Here is an 18,302-nt window from a genome sequence, read left to right on the forward strand (position 1 = left end):
CAATGAGAGAACCGGCAATGAAAAAACCGGAAAGAGAGCGGGAATAACCTATGAAGAAAGTGGGTTTGAGAATTGATGTGGATACCTACCGGGGGACTCAGGAAGGTGTACCACGGTTGCTTGAGATTTTACAAAAGCACCATATTCAAGCCAGCTTTTTTTTCAGTGTTGGCCCGGACAACATGGGGCGTCATTTATGGCGCCTGCTGCGTCCGAAATTTTTCTGGAAAATGCTGAGATCAAATGCAGCGTCTCTCTATGGTCTGGATATCTTGCTGGCGGGTACTGCCTGGCCGGGAAAAAAAATCGCCCAAAATCTCGGATACCTGATGAAACAAACTATGGATGCCGGTCATGAAATTGGTTTACATGCCTGGGATCATCAGGGTTGGCAGGCAAACGTGGGGCGTTGGTCGGCGGATGAGTTAGCAGAACAAGTCAAATTAGGCATTGATGCCTTGGAAAAAGCCACCGGGAAAGCCGTGATCTGTTCAGCCGTTGCGGGTTGGCGGGCAGATGAGCGCGTGCTGGCGGTTAAACAACATTTTGGTTTTGATTACAACAGCGATTGCCGGGGAACCCGCCCATTCAGGCCGCTCTTGCCGGATGGAAAAATGGGAACGGTACAAATTCCTGTCACATTACCGACGTATGATGAAGTTGTTGGCACACAAGTCAGCGATGCAGATTTTAATCACTTTATCCTTGGCGCGATTAAAAATGATCACGGGGTCCCTGTTTATACGATCCACACCGAAGTCGAAGGCATGTCGAAGTCTTCACAATTTGAGGCATTGCTGGACATGCTGCACCAGCAAGATATTCAGTTTTGTAAATTAAGTCATCTGTTACCGGAAGATAGAAGTACGCTTCCTGTTGGGAAAGTGGTTCGTTCGGATTTTCCTGGTCGTGAGGGCTGGTTAGGTTGCCAACAAGAGGTATAACACAGTTATGTTAAATACTCGGATGAATAAAGTGGGAGCCGCGCTGATGGCTCTTTTTTTTATTCTTACTTACTTACTGCCTCTGGACAGTCGCCTGTTATGGCAGCCGGATGAAACCCGATATGCTGAAATCAGCCGGGAAATGCTGCAACGTGGGGATTGGGTTGTGCCTCACTTCTTGGGTCTCCGCTATTTTGAAAAACCCGCGGCAGGCTATTGGATCAACAACCTCAGCCAGTGGATTTTTGGTGACAATAATTTTGCTGTTCGCTTTGGTTCCGTGTTCAGTATCCTAATCAGCGCATGGCTTCTATATCGTTTGGCCATGATGATGTGGCAATGCCGCCAGACGGCGTTTGTTTCCAGCCTGATTTACATTTCCATGTTCATCGTCTTCTCTATTGGGACTTATAGTGTTCTTGATCCGATGTTTTCTTTATGGATGACGGCCGGGATCGTGAGCTGCTTTTGGGCGCTTAAGGCAGTGACGATCCGAGAACGCGTTTTGGCATGGTCTGTGCTGGGGTTGACCTGTGGCATGGCGTTTATGACGAAGGGCTTTCTGGCCTTGGCGCTGCCTGTGATTGCGATGATACCCATCACGATATACCAGAAACGCTTTTGGGAAATGGTTCGTTTTGGCCCCCTTGCCGTGATTTTTGCTGTTTTGATCAGCCTGCCGTGGGTGATTGCGATTGCTTTGCGTGAGCCGGATTTCTGGCATTACTTTTTTTGGGTAGAACATATCCAGCGCTTTGCTTCTGACAACGCGCAACATATTGCACCTATTTGGTATTACCTGCCCATCGTGATCTTAGGCGTGATCCCGTGGTTAGGATTATTGCCAGGTGCCTTACTCAAAAGCTGGCAAGAGAAAAAAAGTCATCCGGAAATGTTTTTCTTGTTTTGTTGGTTTGTTGTTCCATTGGTGTTTTTCAGTATCGCAAAAGGCAAATTGCCAACTTACGTTTTACCTTTCATCGGCCCTTTAGCCGTGATGATGGCAAAATATGGTGTCGATTGTGTTAAAAATGGCAACATAAAAGTGTTAAAAATGAATGGGCTGGTGAATGTCTTCATCGGGTTACTGGCCATTCTGGTACTTTTTATTCTGGAAACCGTAAAGTCTCCCGCACTTTATCAGCCCGACGAATGGTTGAAATGGATTGTGGGCATTATTGCCTTTGGCGCTTGGGGCGGGATAGGTTATCTGTGTTTCATTCACGACGGCAAACATTGGCTATGGGCCGCCGCTTGTTCGATTGTGCTCAACCTGTCTATAGGCAGTGCATTGCCTGACAGTACCATAAATTCCAAACTTCCCCAGCATTTTATTCAACAAAACGAAAAGGCGTTGGCTGACAGTAAATATATTTTGACACAATCTGTGGGGGTGGGGGCGGCGATTGCGTGGGAATTAAAACGCAGTGATATTTATCTGTTTGATCGTCAGGGAGAATTAGAATATGGGCTTGCTTATCCTGATAGCCAATACCGCTATATCACAGAAAAAGCATTTCCTGCATGGCTGGCGGAAGCACGCAAAAAAGGCCAGGTAGCGGTTGTTTTTCTATTACCCTCAGAAGGTGAACTATCTGAATTGCCGGAGCCAGATTTTGTGCGCCGTAACCATAGATTCGTGCTTGTGACTTATAAGAAACAGCCATGAGCAGCAATATCCTCTTATTGATTTTGGTGAGCTTACTCACTTGCGCGGGGCAATTATGCCAGAAGCAAGCCGTTATTTGTTGGCAGAAAAAAGAGACTCCGCATAAAAAGATATCTGTGGCGATATGGTTGTCTGGTGCTATTCTTCTGTTGGGCACGGGGATGGTCTTTTGGTTGCGATTATTGCAATTTTTGCCACTGAGCATGGCTTACCCTATGCTTAGTATAAACTTTGTCATAGTGACGTTAGTTGGACAATTCTTATACCAGGAAAAGGTGGGGCGAAAGCACTGGATGGGAGTTTGTGCCATTATGTTCGGCATCTTATTGATGAGTTTGAGTCAATGAAAGGTTACCTTTGGGGCATGGTAAGTGTCTTGCTGATCACGGTTGCGCAGTTGTTATTGAAATGGGGCGTTGCCCGTCTGCCGGAACTTTCGTTATCCATGCATTGGCTGGACATTGGTTGGCTTTGGGCAAATCATAATTCTTTGCTGATGATGATGGCAGGATTGGCGGGGTATGTGCTATCGATGTTATGTTGGTTTTTCGCGTTGAAATACCTGCCATTGAATAAAGCGTATCCTATTATCAGCTTGAGTTATGTTTTTGTTTACTTAATGGCGGCGTTATTGCCTTGGTTCAATGAAACGCTCTCCCTGTTAAAAACGTTGGGTGTTTTTTTCATCTTATTGGGTGTTTGGTTAATCAGCAGACCGGAAACAAAGCGATCTCATTGATAATGGTTTAGGTAAAATTTGTGGTTTCCATCTATGATGGTTAAGGGAAAGATAATGGCTGAGGAAAAGCACATGGCAATAAGAATAAGGCACCTATGTTTATTACTGAGCTTCTTGCTCATTGGTTGTACCAACCCGGTTTCTCAGCCTAACTCGCCTGCGTTGAAAACCGCTCTCTCTGATCCGATAATGGTTATCGCCCAGTTAAAAGATCAACTTGAACAATGGCATAGTACGCCATATCACTATGGTGGCATGGACAGACGCGGTATCGATTGTTCTGGCTTTGTTTACCGAACTTTTTATGATCGCTTTAATATCCGGCTTCCCCGGACAACCCATGAACAGACCGCAATAGGCACCCGGATCAGTAAAGATGATCTGATGCCCGGGGATTTGGTTTTTTTCAAAACGGGCAGTGGAAAAAGTGGGCTGCATGTGGGTATTTATGATACTCATAATCAGTTTATTCACGCATCCACCAGTAAAGGCGTCATACGTTCTTCTCTGGATAATGTCTATTGGCGTCGTGTGTTTTGGCAAGCTCGCAGGATTTAACTTCGGTTCCATCATAAAAATTCTGAATAATCACTTTTATGGGATATGGCATCTATTTTGATGTTTTCAGCCCGTTGAGATTATTTAATCTATGGCTGAAAGAAATGGATTTATTTTTCCATATGAAAGGTTAAAACTACCGACTTTAGTCGGTCAGCTTTAGCTGTGATACTCTGTTACACGAGAGGTGCAATATGGATTACAGATATGGCAGCCACACGGTATTTCAGATTGAGTATCATTTCGTGTAGGTAACGAAATACAGATACAAGGTACTGATAGGTGAAGTTGGCCTACGGGTACGAGAGTTAGTTCGTCAGACATGTGAAGCGTTTGAAATCAGGATAATAGAAGGAGTCGTAAGCAAAGACCATGTACACGTACTGGTGAGTTGTCCTCCGACCTTAGCGCCCTCAGAAATCATGAGGCGAATAAAGGGAAGGACAGCGAACAAGTTGTTTGAAGAGTTTGCTCACCTGAAAAAGCGTTACAGGGGTCAGCATTTTTGGGGCAGAGGCTATTTTTGTGCGACGGTAGGCCAATTAACGGAAGAGATGATAAAGGCCTATCTGGAGCATCATTTTGAACCAAACCCGAATGATAATTTCAGGCTGGATAATTGACGCATCGTTGAGCCGATGCGTATTCGGACTTTCAGTCCGTTAATCACTAACCCACCGACTTTAGTCGATGGGTTAGTGAGTTATGTGTTTTTTTGGTAAAGGATAAAATAATATGCTTGGATTCGCATATTAAGCGCAACACCGTAATGAACGAAGTAAATGAGTTGGGGTTCCTGTAAATAACTCATTCGGTGTTTTATAATCTCGTGTCTTACGTGGTCGATTATTTAGTCGGTTTGCCACAAGGTTAACCTCCCGCTCTGATACCTTATTAAAATCGGTTCCTTTTGGGAAGTAATCTCTGATTAATCCATTTATGTTCTCATTTATCCCTCTTTCCCAAGGGGAATACGGATGAGCAAAATAAATTTTTGTCTCTAAATTTTTACCGATCCGTTCGTGTTCGGCAAATTCGAGTCCGTTATCAAAGGTAATTGTTTTAACTTTATGTTTTTATATTTTAAAAAATTTTTGTTGCCCCCTTTGGCAACCCCTTTTGTTTTTTTTTTTTCAAGTTTAAATGATGATTGTAATAAAGAATTTTCTTTCAACTAAAGTCAATAAGGCATTTTTACGTTCTTTCCCAACGATAGTTCCCCTTCCCAATCCCCAATACGTTGTTTTTATCAACAATTTTTGGGCGCTTATCAATTCTGACTCTGTTTTTAATTTTTCCTCTGTGCTCATGGCTTCCATAGCGTTTACGATACGGTTTTTTCGCTATCCTAAGATGTTGCCATAAATCACCGCCATTTATTTTATCTTTATAAATCAATCGATAAATTGTTTCATGATGTAAAGAGATTTTCGCTTCCCGCTTGAGATAACCCACAACTTGTTCCGGACTTAAATCTTGCCAAATTAACTGTTTTATCCACTTTGTTATCTCTGGCGTGATTTTTACGGCTTTTACCTTAGAATGACGGCGTTCTAATGCTTTACGCTGAGCTTGTTCAGGTTCATATTTCTCGGCTTCCCGGTTTCGTCTCAATTCCCGGCTAATTGTTGATGGGGCCCGATTAAGCGACGTTGCAATAAAACGTTGTGTAAAACCGGCTTCTTTTAAGCCGAAAATCTGGTATCTTTCTGTTTCGGTCAGTTGCGTATAGGCCATAGTGCATTTTCCTTTGGCGAGAAAGATGCCTACTATAGCAACTGACCGCCTTTCTTAGAAATTGCACTTACTATGCGAATCCAAGATGGTTTGTTATAAAAAATGTCAGTGTCATTAAATTGTCAGGGAGCAACAAATTATGATTGCAGGGTAATGGAGTCCATTAATGATAATTTGTGTTTTATTTGGCAGTATTGTTAATTAAGGTAAGCAAAAATTTTCATTTATATCAAGGGAGATGAAAAAACTCAGTTGCAATAAAAACCATCCTTTATAAAGATAATAACTGGTATTAACTTTATATATCTGTTGTACCATCAAGATGGATTTATTATTTCCCTGCTTTATTTTTTTGAAATATTGCATTTTCATCAGTGTGTATCTGGATGTTATTGGAACCGTATTGGGCATTTTTTACGATGATTAAATGAAACGCCTTAAGCCTTGATCTTTAGACCTTGATCGTTAAACCCTGATAGTGAAATTGCATCAAGCATAGGTAGTGTCTGCTCTTCACCAAAACGAGTATTTAAACCATGAAGAAGACGATTTTTGAGTTGTCAAGATCACAGCAAGCTGTTTTCAAAATGGAAGCGTTTCATCTGACTGGCTGTCCGTTTTATTTGGGTGTTGCAGTGCGTTTAAATGGAAGCATTCCTCTGAATGGACTCGTGCGAGCAGCTGAAACTGTTCGGAACTCAATGGATATATTTCACATCGGTTTTGAGACTGATAATGTAGAAATGAATGATTTGGCAACACATTGGCATGGCATACGTCGGTTAACACCCCATTCCGAAGTAGTCCAAGTCGATTTCAGCAACTACCCGGACTCTGAACAGGCTTTTGAGAGTTGGGCAGACCGCCAAATGTTGATAAAAGAAAATTTGTCATTGACGCCGGTGCGAATTTTTGCCGTGCATTTCCAACAAGGGCAAACAGGATGGTTTATTAAGGCTCATCATGCTGCTATGGATGGTGAAGGGTTTTCAGTACTGATAGAACATCTGATGAGGACACTGGAGAAAGCAGAGCCGAATACGGAACCTCTTTTATTTTCGGTTAATGCTGAAGGAGAACAAAATTATGAAAACTCCCGGCGCAGGCAAAGAGATGAAATATATTGGCGGAGTATTTTTAGTGACAGCACGATTAACGGGTGGGGATCTGATGGGCTGAAATCTGACGGGCCGGAATCATCCAATGCCAACAAAATATTGTGTCGGTACCCGATTGGTGATTATCGTACATTAACGCCCCGATCCAGACGTGTACATTACAAACTGAGTGAAACCCACAACGATACTTTGCGTCAGTTTAAAAAATCGGGCGGCTCTATTTTTAGATTGTTTTTCGCGGCTGTCGCCTATACGCAAATGGTCATTGAAGATGGCAACGGGGCTTTATTACAGGCGCCTATGCTCAACCGTTGGAGTAGTGAAGAGAAACGTTCCGCCGCTATGGCAGTGGCACCTGTTTTAATTCCTGTATTTCGTGAAACGGGTGAGGGCGTGGTGGATTGCTATCATGCTCTTAAACAACATTTGCAAAAAGCTGTGGCTCATTCACGTTATGCACCAGGTGCTCGCTGGAGTGAGTTTGCGTCACAGGATTGGAAGAGGATTACTCCCGCTTTTGGGGTTTCTTACCAAACCGGTATATTTCGGAAAGATGTTTTAGGCGCAGAAGTATCGATTGAACACATGCAAGCGGTAGAGGCACTTTTCGCGACAATACATATTCACGATCGCTTTGAAGAAGGGGATTTTAAGCTTGAAGCCGATTTCCGCAGGATATGGTCATTAGAACAGTGTCACGAATTTTTACGAATAGTCACTGATTATGTAATGGAAGCCGCCTTCGCCGTATTAGAACAACAAGAAGCAGAACAACAAGAAACGGAACAGAAACAATTAATTAAAAACAGGCAAGAAACCGATTCTTGGAAAGCGCCTTCAACAACGCCGATTGGCGTTCATTTATACAATGCGTTTGAGTGTTATGCCGATAACCTGTTATTCAAACAGGCGGCTGATGTTGTGACTTATCGTCAGGGTTTGCAATGGATTAACCAGTTCAGGTTAAAGTTGCGTGATAGGTTCAACGGGCATGATACACACGGCCCAGTCTTCATTGTGGGAAGACGTACCCCTGAAATCACCCTCGCTTATCTGGCATGTCTGATTGAGAATATTACCGTGGTTCCCGTTTGTCCTACTATGCCTGTAGCCAGATTATCGGCTATTGCCTGTAATTCTGGGGCATCTCTTTGTATTTACACAGAGGTGGACAATAGCATTGCAAAAATGCTGAATTTACCTTTATTACCCATTCCATTAGATAAAATAGCCTTAGGTAAAACAGCTTTAGATAAAACAGGGTTTGAAATTGCATCAAGTGCAGAAAATGGGACAGAACCCATCCACGATAACCCTGCTTATATCCTGTATACCTCTGGCTCGACGGGAGAGCCTAAAGGTGTGGTGATTTCCCCGATTTCTTTGGCAAATTATGCACTCGCGGCGAAGGAAGTTTATGCTGCGGAAACCCCCTTCAACGCACCTTTATTTACCTCCTTTGGTTTCGATTTAACACAAACAACGCTTCTGGTGCCTGTTTTATCCGGTGGTTTTATCCAGGCTCATGAACAAGATATTCGTGATAATCCTGAACTGTTGCAAATCCTGCTCGCTGATGAGTCATTAACCAGCGTTAAATGCACTCCATCACACCTCTCACTGCTGATTGAAAACAGTCCTGTGCGAAGTCATCCGTTAACGTTTATTGTAGGCGGAGAAAACTTATCCACCTCTTTGGTGAAGAAAGCCCTAAGTTATTTTCCCGCTGGTAGCAAAGTGATTAATGAATATGGGCCAACAGAAACAACAGTGGGATGCTGTATATATTCAATCAGCAGGGAAGAAAGCGATCTTGACGGAAACGATAAGATAAACGCGGCGGTGATGCCTATTGGTCAGGCGCTGGGCAAAGCAGAGATAGCAGTCAAAGATTCGTGGGGGCAAACGATGCCCCGTGGATTTAAAGGAGAAATCTGGATTGGAGGCCCTGTACTGGCTGATGGATATCTCAACAATGCTGCCCAGACAACAGAAAAATTTGTGCATAGTGTTGATGACGTTAGTCGTTGGTACCGCACCGGCGACTTAGGGTTACAGGATGAACAAGGTGTATTCCATTGTCTTGGGCGTATTGATGATGAATTTAAGGTGCGTGGTTATCGGATTCATCCGGCGGAAATAGAGAAGGCGGTAGAGGACATACTGGTCAGTCTTGATAGGAACGATAATGACAGTTGGAAGCTGAAAGCACTGAAATTGGTCGTTGATGAAAGTGATGGCATTGAAAAATATGAAACAATTGCTTTGTGCAGTAGCCAACCTATACCCCATGACAATTCTGAATTTCAACTTCGCTTGAAAGCAAAAATCCCTGATGCCTGGATGCCAACGTTGTATTGTGTTGTTCAGCCCTGGCCGATTAATGCCAATGGTAAAGTTGACACAGTCGCCTTAGCTGTTGCGGCTAAAACAAAATTGATGGAAAGTGGTTCTTCTTTGTTCAGTTCGGTTAATGAACAAGGCCAGAAAGTAGCGGGCAGCTATCAGCTTCCTGTCTGGTTGAACGCAGAGTTTCTGAAACCTATCTGGCCACAATCCGTCGATTTCACCACGTCGTTTTTAGAGCAGGGAGGCGACTCGATCAAAGCCATCAGACTCGTCGCACTGTTAACCAGAGAAGGTATCCGAATTAGTGCAAGTGAACTGTTAACGTTGAATTCTTTAGGCTCTGTACTTGAAAAGGCCTGTATTGATCAGTCGGAAAAAGACGCCACTGATTCGGCAATATCAGAAGAAACAGAAGCGAACTGGGTTAGAGACTTACCCAGCGTCAGTTGGTTCCGGCAACAAGGTTTTAAATATAGCAATCGGTTGCAGCAGGGAATGGTACTCGAATTGAAATCTGTCCTCTCTGTTAAGGAAATAAATGCAGCTATTTCAGCTGTTAAAGCAAAGCATAAAATTTTTTCCTTGAGAGCAAATCAGGCGTTGACTGAATTCTATTTCGAACCGTCAAAACCTGACAGTGATATGTTGACAGAAGGTGAAACGCTGGCATCCGGTGAATCGCTTGAAGACCGGCTGAATCAACTACAAAGTCAGGTGAGTCTGGAAGCGCAACCTAGTGTACAGGCAGTTGTATTTGATGCAGTTTCACAAAAAAATTATCTGATTTGGGTCTGTCATCACCTTATTTGTGATGTGCATTCATGGATTTTCTTATTGGATGAACTGGATCAAGCCATCCATGAAACTGCATCCCAGCACGATACGGTGAAGGCAGCAGCCGAAGAACAAGGTGCCTTCCTGTGGGGCAAATGGTTAAGTGAACATGCCTCTAGTGCGGGCAATGCGCCATGCGTTAACACCGTTCATCACCCTGCGGCTGTTCCTGTGACGTTGGCATTGTCAATTTGTAGTCATGATTTTAAGTTGATTGAACAGCGTTTTAAGGCTGAACGTTCGCAATTGATTGTGGCTGCTTTGATGGAGGTTATGCAGGATAACGGAATATTGCCTTCACAGCCTGTCGTTTTGTTAGAAAATCACGGCCGTCTATTCTCTGAAGCCGGAATACCGACTGCCTGGAACGCTGAAATGGCAAGTGCGGTGGGTTGGTTTACCGGTTTTAATCAGTTGACGCTTGAGGTGCCTGTAGAACCATCAGCGCCATGTTCCCAAACCGCTTTTTTACGGATCTTAAAGTCGGGTCTGTATGAAGATAAGCAGAGCTGGGAAGCGCAACTCGGTCTGAATAACATCGGAAAACGACCATTGATTTGCATTAACGATATTGGCTTCGGGTTAGATGGGAGCAGAACGTGGAGCCATTTCAGTTTGGATCAAACTTTGTCGGGTGGTTTCCGGCATCCGGATGAAAAGAGTACGGCTGACTTTGACATCCTGATTCGTGATTGTCTTGAATCCGGCGGTGTATTGGTTGAATTGCAGTTGGGTATGCCTGACGCTGACAGTGATAATGCTCATCATTACTTAGCACAATTGAACGAAAAGCTATTGGCTTGGTGTGATACTCAAAATAATGTATTGCGAGATCTACAGGTTGAACATTATTCGGAACAACCATTGATTCCTGCCGATTTTCCGCTTTGTCAGCTTGCTCAGTCGGAATTTGATCCCCTCATTAAGGGCGCTTTGAAAACGGTTATTGATTCAACGAATACGACATTCGACAATAATTATCTTGAAGAATTGCTGGAAGCAACACCTCAGGCGAATGGGTTATTGTTTCACGCTTTAAAAGATGGAAATAGCGCTTATCACATTGGCGTGGCGTTTAGTGTGAAGGTGAATGCCGATGAAGAAACGCTGCTTGAGGTATGGCAGCATATACAGCAATCACAACCTGCTTTAAGGTCGATTTTTGTCTGGGAAGGTATTCGTATTCCTCATCAGATTATCTACGCCTTGCCTCGCATTCCGTTCGAATATGTTCGTGTTGACTCGACAACGCCGTACCTGTCATGCAGACAGCGTTGCCTTGATTGGCTGGCATACTCCAAGGCCACGCCTTTTGAATTGAATAAAGAAGTCTTTCGTATTGTCGGATTCCATGATGTCAATGCGGGAACGTTAAGTCTGGCTTTCTCTTTCCACCATATTCTGATGGATGGCTGGAGCAGTTCATTGTTGATTTCTCTGTGGTTACAAGGATTGCGTCAGCAAAAAATTGTGCCTTTGGATACACGGAGTTATTCACAACAACTTTGGCAAGGGTTAAGCCCGGAAGCGTTGATACACAGCCGCGAATACTGGCGGGACGTTTTTCAGCGCCTGCCTAACGGAGAAGCTTCTGCAACGACAAAACTACTGGCAGAACCCCTGTTCCGAGCCGATGAGCAGAATGAAGTTGCAAGAAAAACAAATGAAAGGCTCTGTGTAAACAGTCTGTGGGGCGAGGAGCGTAGAGTCGCGATCGAGTCACTTTGCCATCGTGCGGGTGTGACTCCGGCCAGTTTTATTTACCTGTGTTGGGCATTGACACTGGCTAAGTTCACATTCCAGAAAACGATTTCGTTGGGATGCACGTTCTCCGGCAGAGGAAGAGCTTTGACACAAGGTGTTGATCGTCAGCCTTTAGGTTTATTTATTAATACCGTTCCCCTTATCTTGACGCTTGAAGGTCAGTGGAATACAGAAGCCGCTTTGCGTTCTGTTTTCCAGGCTTTACAACAGGCGCAACAATATGAAAAAACGCCGCCTTTGTTAATCCGAGAGGAAGCGGGAATAAATGATGAACTGTATGATTCCATTGTTGTTTTTGATAACTATCCCATTGATGCGTCATTGAAAGATGCCAGTTGTGGTGCATTCCTGACGGATTTATACAGTGAAGAAACGACGCATTTTGGTTTGACATTAACCGTGTCCGGCATGGAACAATGGCTGGTGGAACTAAGTACCGGAGAGATGTTTAAGGGCGCGCTGGACTCGGTAAAAACAGCGTTTAATGCCTTTGAATCTTTGGCAGAAGATCTGATTAACAGCATGACGGATACATTGATTGAAGATCTCTTTTTAAAGCTGAATGCAAAAGAGCCGGAAAAAACCTCGTTGAGCATGGGAGAGATCAATGAACACACCCCGGATATTAATTCGCTGCTGACAGGAATTTATCAACGCCTTGGCGGGTCTCTCCAGGAAATCAGTTTGATCGACGGCCAGCATAAAATCAGTAATCGTGAATTACTGAAGGCGATGAGTGCGGTACAGGAACGATTACGGTTATCAGGTTTTATTCCTGGGGACCGAGTGGCTGTTCATCTTGAGAAGGGCTTGTTATCGACTCAAGCAATACTGGCGATCTTGTTCAGCGGTGGCAGCTATTGCTATATCAATCCGAAAGATCCCTTGCAACGCAAGAAAAAATTATTGGACTTTGCGAATTGCAACATTGTTTTGTGTGGGACTGCGTTTAATCAGGAGCTTGGCGCAGGGACAAATTATTTGTTGCTGGATATTGAGGAAAATATTTTACAGCCAACCGAAGATAAACCCATTTTATGGCTTAACCGACAACCTGAAGATGAATTCTATTTCATTTTCACATCAGGAACGACGGGGACTCCGAAGGGAATTTCTATTCGCAATGAGTCAGTGGCCAACCTGTTGGATTGGTTTATTCAAGAAACTGCGCTGACAGCGGCTGATAGAGTGCTTGGGCTGACTGATTTGAATTTCGATCCCAGTGTGGAGGATTTATTTGCTAGTTTTGTTGTTGGCGCGACGTTAATTTATCCATCTCCCGATGTATTACTGGAGAGACAAGCGTTCATTGAACTGGTGCAATCTGAATCCATCACCTTAATCAACTTTATCCCCGGTGCTATCTCGCAGCTTATTCAAGACGCACCCTTCTTTCCGTCCATGAGATTGTGGATATTCGGGGGTGAAGAATTACCTAAACGCCTTAGGGATGATTTGCTGCAACAAGGGTATGCGGTGAGCAACCATTATGGCCCGAGTGAGACAACGGTGGATTGCTTGAGTGCCAAACAATCCTTGGCGACGGAAGTTGCCATTGGGTGGCCAATTCAAAATGTTATCGCTTACTGCGCTGATATCTTTGGTAAGCCATTGCCTGCCAATGTTCGGGGTGAACTTTGGGTGGGAGGCAAGGCGGTTGCCCGTGGCTATACGACTAATCCCGTTGAAACCGCCAAGTATTTTGTTACGCCGAAATACTTGGCGCACTACAGCCGGCATCCTTTTTATCGTACTGGCGATATGGTTACTTTTTCCGGTGAAACAGGTTTTCGCTATCTGGGACGAATTGATGATCAGATAAAAGTGAACGGTGTTCGCATAGAGCCTCGTGAATTGGAGCGCGTGGTTGAGACATTAGACGCGGTGAAATCAAGCTGTTTATTGCCTGCGACGACATCGAAAGGAAAACGTCAATGGCATCTTTTTGTCGATAGCATGGAACAACCTGCATTGCTGGAATCCCGAGTGAGAGAACATATCCGGCGTAACTTCCCGGACACCTGGCTTCCTTCACTCATTGTGGTTGTTGATGGGTTTAAACGCACCATTACCGGTAAGATTGATCGTCAGAGTTTACAGGAAAATGCGGCGCAACAATTGCAAGCAAAACCCGTCGAAGATCATATATTGCTGGCAGATCCGGCGGCGGTAAAAGTGCGGGCGATCTGGCAGGAAGTCCTTGAAAATGAGAGGGTGGGGACGGAAACGAATTTCTTTGAAGCCGGTGGCAATTCGATAAAGATAATTACATTGCAGTCCCTGCTGCAACAGGCATTCAATCGTGAAGTTCGAGTCACCACCTTATTTGAACATCCGACTATTGCCTCCTTTACAAACTGGATTAAACAGGACCAATTGTCATGTGGACAGGTAAATGAAGCGGAATTGACATCCATATCGGATAAAGTGTCTTCCCAGGGGCATTTACAACGCTCGTTCCAATCAGGAAAAAGTAGATTGGCAGACAGACGACGCAAATCCACAGGGAATTAAGGAAACGAATAAAGCCGGACTCTTCCAGATTGTTTGGATAAGTCCGGCTTTTGATGAAAGACATTAATGAAGATAGTCTGAAAGATAGATATTAAAAATATCGATTTTGTCTATGAATAGTCGATGTGCATAATAAATATTAGTTATCATATGGGAAATAATGATATGTATTTATGAATTTAGCACTACCTCTTGTTTCTTTTTACTTGATAAAATGTGTTTACATCTTTTTCTATTATGTTAATTCTGTGAAATTAACATGTTTTGTATATTTTATTAAAAATAAATTGTTACATTCGTAATATTTATTTTTGAAATTAAAAGTATATAAGCTGTTTGAATCATCCAAGTTTTTGTAGAGAAAATTGAGATTTTTTGAATGGTTTTAAGGCCGTTACTTAAGGGCGGTAGCGTACTTAAATAACACTCATGAAGTTGAGTGTCATTTGTTTTTTCTACGACTTAATTTTCAATCATTAAAAATGGAGGCTGTCGTTGAAAATATCAATTATTGGTGCTGGTGTGATGGGGTTAGACACGGCGATAACATGTGCCGTATATGGTCATAATATATTACTTATAGATATATCTTCAGATGTTTTGGCTAATCTTGATTCAAGAATGTCACGTGAATTCCGTTCATATAGAATGCTTAAACCTGAATTTAATACTCTGAATTTGGCCGAATTGAAAAATAGAATTCAATTTGATTCGTCTTATAAAGAGGTTGAAGGCAGTGATTGGATTATTGAGAACGTGACTGAAGATTGGTCTATTAAACAGAAAGTTTATGAAGCGATAATACCGTACATTAAACCTGAAACTTATGTTGCTGCAAATACAAGTTGTATATCTATCACAAAAATTGCTTCCGTTTTACCGTTCCCCCAAAATGTATTGGGATTACACTTTATGAACCCGGTGCCGATTAAAAAATGTGTTGAAGTCATCCAAGGCTTCCATACTTCCGAACAGACATTAATTGATGCAAAAAAATTCTTACAGGGAATTGGAAAAAACCCGGTTGTTGTAGAAGACTTTCCTGGATTTGTTTCAAATCGGCTTTCTCATTTATTCATGAACGAAGCGGCATTTCTTGTACAAGATAATGTGGCAAGTCCGCAGGATATAGATCGTATTTTCAAAGAAGGTTACGGCCATGCTATGGGGCCACTGGAAACCGCAGATTTGATTGGTTTGGATACCGTTGTTAATTCTTTACACGTTCTCTATGAAAGTTATCAAGATCCGAAATACCGCTGTTGTCCTCTGTTAAAGAAAATGGTGGAAGCGGGGAATCTGGGCAGAAAAAGTGGTAAAGGATTTTTCAATTATACAAATTCGGAATATTGATGATGGATGATTTAACCAATAATCAGGTAAATAACGAAATACCGGTAAAATGTATCATTTGGGATTTGGACAATACATTGTGGGATGGGGTGCTTTCTGAAGGCGATGATATTAAATTAAAGCCAGGAATAGAAAAAATCATTGACCAATTGGATAAATTGGGCGTTTTACAATCCATTGCAAGCCGGAATGAAGCCTCCGATGCTTTGGATATGCTGGAAAAATTCAATTTAAAGCATTATTTTATTTATCCTCAAATTCATTGGGGAGCCAAGTCTTCCTCTATTGCAAATATTCAGAAAAGTCTAAATATTGCGGCAGATACTTTTATTTTTGTTGATGACCAGCCTTTAGAACGGGATGAAGTTAATGCTAAATTCCCGGAAGTGACTTGTATTGATGCTTGGAAATATCAATCAATACTGCACTTGCCTCGAATTGCTAATATGGAAATATCTGATGACGCAAAATTAAGAAGGCAGAGATATCAGGAAGATATCTTACGGAAAGAAGAAGAAGAGGAATTTATCGGCACTTCAGAAGAATTTCTTAGTCAACTTGATATGAAGTTTTATATTTCCAAAGCCAAATCAGAAGATCTCCTGCGCGCAGAAGAGCTGACGCAAAGAACAAATCAACTTAATTCAACTGGTATTACTTATAGCAGAGAACGATTAAATGAATTAATCAACTCAGATGAGTATGGTGTATTTGTTTTTGAGTTGGTAGATAAATATGGCTCTTATGGAAAAATAGGATTGGCCTTAGTTCAATATAAAGGCGAGGTTGATTATATTAAATTATTGTTAATGTCCTGTAGAACACTTTCCCGCGGAGTTGGAAGTATTGCATTGAATTATATTATGCAGCAGGCGAAAGCAAAATCGCATAAATTATATGCTGAATTTAAACGTACACCTCGTAATCGACAGATGTTTGTCACTTATCAATTTGCAGGCTTTAAAGAAATAGAAAAACTTGCAGATGAAACAATCATTTTTGAGCATGAATTAGAGAATGTACCTGATTTCCCTTACTATGTTGATGTGATTATAAATAATTAGGATATGCTAATGAAAGATCTGGACACTATCGCCAAAGAACTACGTGAATTTATTGAAAATAATATCTCTGTATTTGATGATAATGTTGAATTGCTGGATGACACGAATATATTTACAAGTGGCTTAGTGAATTCACTTTTTGCTATGCGTTTACTTTGTTTTATTGAAGAGAAATGTGCTATCACCATCCCTGATGAGTATATAGAGCGTGAGAACTTTGTTTCAATAAATGCAATGCTGGACCTTATTAATAAAATCAGAGGATAAGATTTACATGGAGCTATATGAAATTCATCCTTTGGTGGATGTTGCAAAAAATTTTTCAGATAACATATTAAGACCCTCCGCAGGTTTGATTGATAATCAAGGTAAAGTGCCTGATGAAATTATTACTGAGATGGCAACACTGGGTTTATTAGGGGCCATTTTGCCGAAAGAATATGGCGGGCAGGGCATAGATCCCCTTTCTTATGGTTATTTGACTGAAGAAATAGGTAAAGGATGTAATTCGACACGTGCGTTGTTGACGGTGCATACCAGTTTAGTCGGTGAAACGCTTGTAAAGCTGGGCAGTCAGATGCAAAAGGAAAAATACCTGCCTGCAATGGCAAGGGGTGAAAAAATAGCGTGTTTCGCCTTATCTGAACCTGAAGCCGGCTCTGATGCCAATGCCATTAAAACACGGTATGAAGTGACAGAAAATGGTTTCAGGATCAGTGGCAATAAAAAATGGATTACTTATTCAGGCATTGCTGATCTATTCCTTGTTTTTGCCAAATCTGAAGAAAAAGTCAGTGCGTTTATCGTCGAGTTCGGTATTGAAGGATTAACGAGAAAGCCAATGTCCGGTTTAATGGCAAGTCGTGGCGCTTATTTATCAGAACTGAATTTTGATAATGTCGAAATACCTAAAGAGAGTTTAGTCGGGCGTGAGGGAGAAGGGTTCAGCTTTGTCGCGAATACCGCGCTTTATTTTGGTCGTTACAGTATTGCCTGGGCGGGTGTTGCGATTGCGCATGCGGCAATGGAAGAAATGGTGACTTACGCCCGGAAAAGAAAACAGTTCGGTCAGAAAATTGCCCAGCATCAATTGATTCAAGGGATCATTGCTGATTCTGCGACGGCATTTTATGCCGCCAAAGCGGCCTGTGAAAAGATAGGGCATTTGAGAAATCAAGGCGATCACAATGCCATTATGGAAACAAATATCGCCAAATATAATAGTTCTGCTGTCGCTATGCTGGTCGCCAATAATGCCGTTCAGGTCCTTGGCGGAAATGGATTATCCAATAAATATCCGGTAGAAAGGTTATATCGTGAAGCCAAAGTTTTGGAGATTATAGAAGGAACGAATCAAATCCAACAAATGCTCATATCACAACATGCTTTGCGTGGATTTTATCGGAAAGGCTCGGTTATTGAATAATACCGATACGAATACACATCTATCAGAGATTCCCAAAAATTAAATGATTAGAGATATAAGTCAATTTGGAAAAATCTGAATACTGAAATTCATGATGAATTTTATGTTTTGAGTCAATATATAATTCTCTATTTCATGAGGGTTATTAATTATTTAAATTGAAAATGATCTTTTCATTGTCAAATAATTATATTAAAGGTTAATTATGGTAAATAATGTCACTGGTCTTGAAG

General features: G+C 42.2%; 10 protein-coding genes and 2 pseudogenes. 11 read left to right on the top strand and 1 reads right to left on the bottom strand.

The window, feature by feature from the left end; genetic code table 11:
- Positions 1 to 50: 50 nt before the first annotated feature.
- From arnD to tnpA, 6 genes and pseudogenes are all read left to right on the top strand, one after another.
- Positions 51 to 944 (top strand): 4-deoxy-4-formamido-L-arabinose-phosphoundecaprenol deformylase, encoded by an 894-nt coding sequence (gene arnD / locus XDD1_RS08215; RefSeq protein ID WP_045970263.1) that lies wholly within the window; start codon positions 51 to 53, stop codon positions 942 to 944.
- A gap of 7 nt (positions 945 to 951) precedes the next feature.
- Entirely contained in the window at positions 952 to 2,613 is a 1,662-nt protein-coding gene (gene arnT / locus XDD1_RS08220; protein ID WP_045970265.1) for a lipid IV(A) 4-amino-4-deoxy-L-arabinosyltransferase, read from the top strand.
- Positions 2,610 to 2,960: a 4-amino-4-deoxy-L-arabinose-phosphoundecaprenol flippase subunit ArnE gene (gene arnE, locus XDD1_RS08225; RefSeq protein ID WP_045970267.1), complete on the top strand. Its 351-nt coding sequence runs from the start codon at positions 2,610 to 2,612 to the stop codon at positions 2,958 to 2,960. The genes arnT and arnE overlap by 4 nt, the downstream gene beginning before the upstream one ends.
- Positions 2,957 to 3,352 (top strand): 4-amino-4-deoxy-L-arabinose-phosphoundecaprenol flippase subunit ArnF, encoded by a 396-nt coding sequence (gene arnF, locus XDD1_RS08230; protein ID WP_045970270.1) that lies wholly within the window; start codon positions 2,957 to 2,959, stop codon positions 3,350 to 3,352. Before arnE ends, arnF begins: the two co-directional genes overlap by 4 nt.
- A gap of 72 nt (positions 3,353 to 3,424) precedes the next feature.
- On the top strand, positions 3,425 to 3,910 hold the full coding sequence (locus XDD1_RS08235; RefSeq protein ID WP_045973406.1) for a C40 family peptidase: 486 nt from the start codon (positions 3,425 to 3,427) through the stop codon (positions 3,908 to 3,910).
- A gap of 194 nt (positions 3,911 to 4,104) precedes the next feature.
- Positions 4,105 to 4,533, top strand: a pseudogene (tnpA, locus tag XDD1_RS08240) (IS200/IS605 family transposase).
- Positions 4,534 to 4,662: 129 nt separating this feature from the next.
- Here tnpA and XDD1_RS08245 read toward each other — a convergent pair.
- A pseudogene (locus XDD1_RS08245) lies at positions 4,663 to 5,647 on the bottom strand (IS30 family transposase).
- 587 nt (positions 5,648 to 6,234) lie between these two features.
- On the opposite strand from XDD1_RS08245, the gene XDD1_RS08255 reads away from it, so the two are divergent.
- The 5 genes from XDD1_RS08255 (at position 6,235) to XDD1_RS08275 (ending at position 18,069) form a co-directional block, all read left to right on the top strand.
- Positions 6,235 to 14,226, top strand: coding sequence for an AMP-binding protein (locus XDD1_RS08255; RefSeq protein WP_231854503.1), 7,992 nt, complete (start codon positions 6,235 to 6,237; stop codon positions 14,224 to 14,226).
- Between the two features lie 495 nt (positions 14,227 to 14,721).
- On the top strand, positions 14,722 to 15,579 hold the full coding sequence (locus XDD1_RS08260; RefSeq protein ID WP_045970276.1) for a 3-hydroxyacyl-CoA dehydrogenase family protein: 858 nt from the start codon (positions 14,722 to 14,724) through the stop codon (positions 15,577 to 15,579).
- Complete coding sequence (locus XDD1_RS08265; protein WP_084720982.1) at positions 15,579 to 16,643, top strand: HAD-IIIC family phosphatase; 1,065 nt, start codon at positions 15,579 to 15,581, stop codon at positions 16,641 to 16,643. Before XDD1_RS08260 ends, XDD1_RS08265 begins: the two co-directional genes overlap by 1 nt.
- A 9-nt stretch (positions 16,644 to 16,652) precedes the next feature.
- The gene (locus tag XDD1_RS08270) at positions 16,653 to 16,910 is read left to right on the top strand and encodes an acyl carrier protein (RefSeq protein WP_045970278.1); all 258 of its coding nucleotides are present in this window, start codon (positions 16,653 to 16,655) and stop codon (positions 16,908 to 16,910) included.
- A gap of 7 nt (positions 16,911 to 16,917) precedes the next feature.
- Positions 16,918 to 18,069 carry an acyl-CoA dehydrogenase family protein gene (locus tag XDD1_RS08275; protein WP_045970280.1) on the top strand — a complete coding sequence of 384 codons (1,152 nt, stop codon included), beginning with the start codon at positions 16,918 to 16,920 and terminating at the stop codon, positions 18,067 to 18,069.
- Positions 18,070 to 18,302: the final 233 nt, after the last annotated feature.

This window comes from Xenorhabdus doucetiae (assembly GCF_000968195.1).
GTDB classification, from domain to species: domain Bacteria; phylum Pseudomonadota; class Gammaproteobacteria; order Enterobacterales; family Enterobacteriaceae; genus Xenorhabdus; species Xenorhabdus doucetiae.

Bases quoted from the DNA above. Each gene is read 5' to 3' on its own strand.
- arnF (WP_045970270.1), top strand. From the start codon at position 2,957: ATGAAAGGTTACCTTTGGGGCATGGTAAGTGTCTTGCTGATCACGGTT.
- XDD1_RS08265 (WP_084720982.1), top strand. From the start codon at position 15,579: ATGATGGATGATTTAACCAATAATCAGGTAAATAACGAAATACCGGTA.
- arnE (WP_045970267.1), top strand. From the start codon at position 2,610: ATGAGCAGCAATATCCTCTTATTGATTTTGGTGAGCTTACTCACTTGC.
- XDD1_RS08270 (WP_045970278.1), top strand. From the start codon at position 16,653: ATGAAAGATCTGGACACTATCGCCAAAGAACTACGTGAATTTATTGAA.
- XDD1_RS08255 (WP_231854503.1), top strand. From the start codon at position 6,235: ATGGAAGCGTTTCATCTGACTGGCTGTCCGTTTTATTTGGGTGTTGCA.
- arnD (WP_045970263.1), top strand. From the start codon at position 51: ATGAAGAAAGTGGGTTTGAGAATTGATGTGGATACCTACCGGGGGACT.
- XDD1_RS08275 (WP_045970280.1), top strand. From the start codon at position 16,918: ATGGAGCTATATGAAATTCATCCTTTGGTGGATGTTGCAAAAAATTTT.
- arnT (WP_045970265.1), top strand. From the start codon at position 952: ATGTTAAATACTCGGATGAATAAAGTGGGAGCCGCGCTGATGGCTCTT.
- XDD1_RS08235 (WP_045973406.1), top strand. From the start codon at position 3,425: ATGGCAATAAGAATAAGGCACCTATGTTTATTACTGAGCTTCTTGCTC.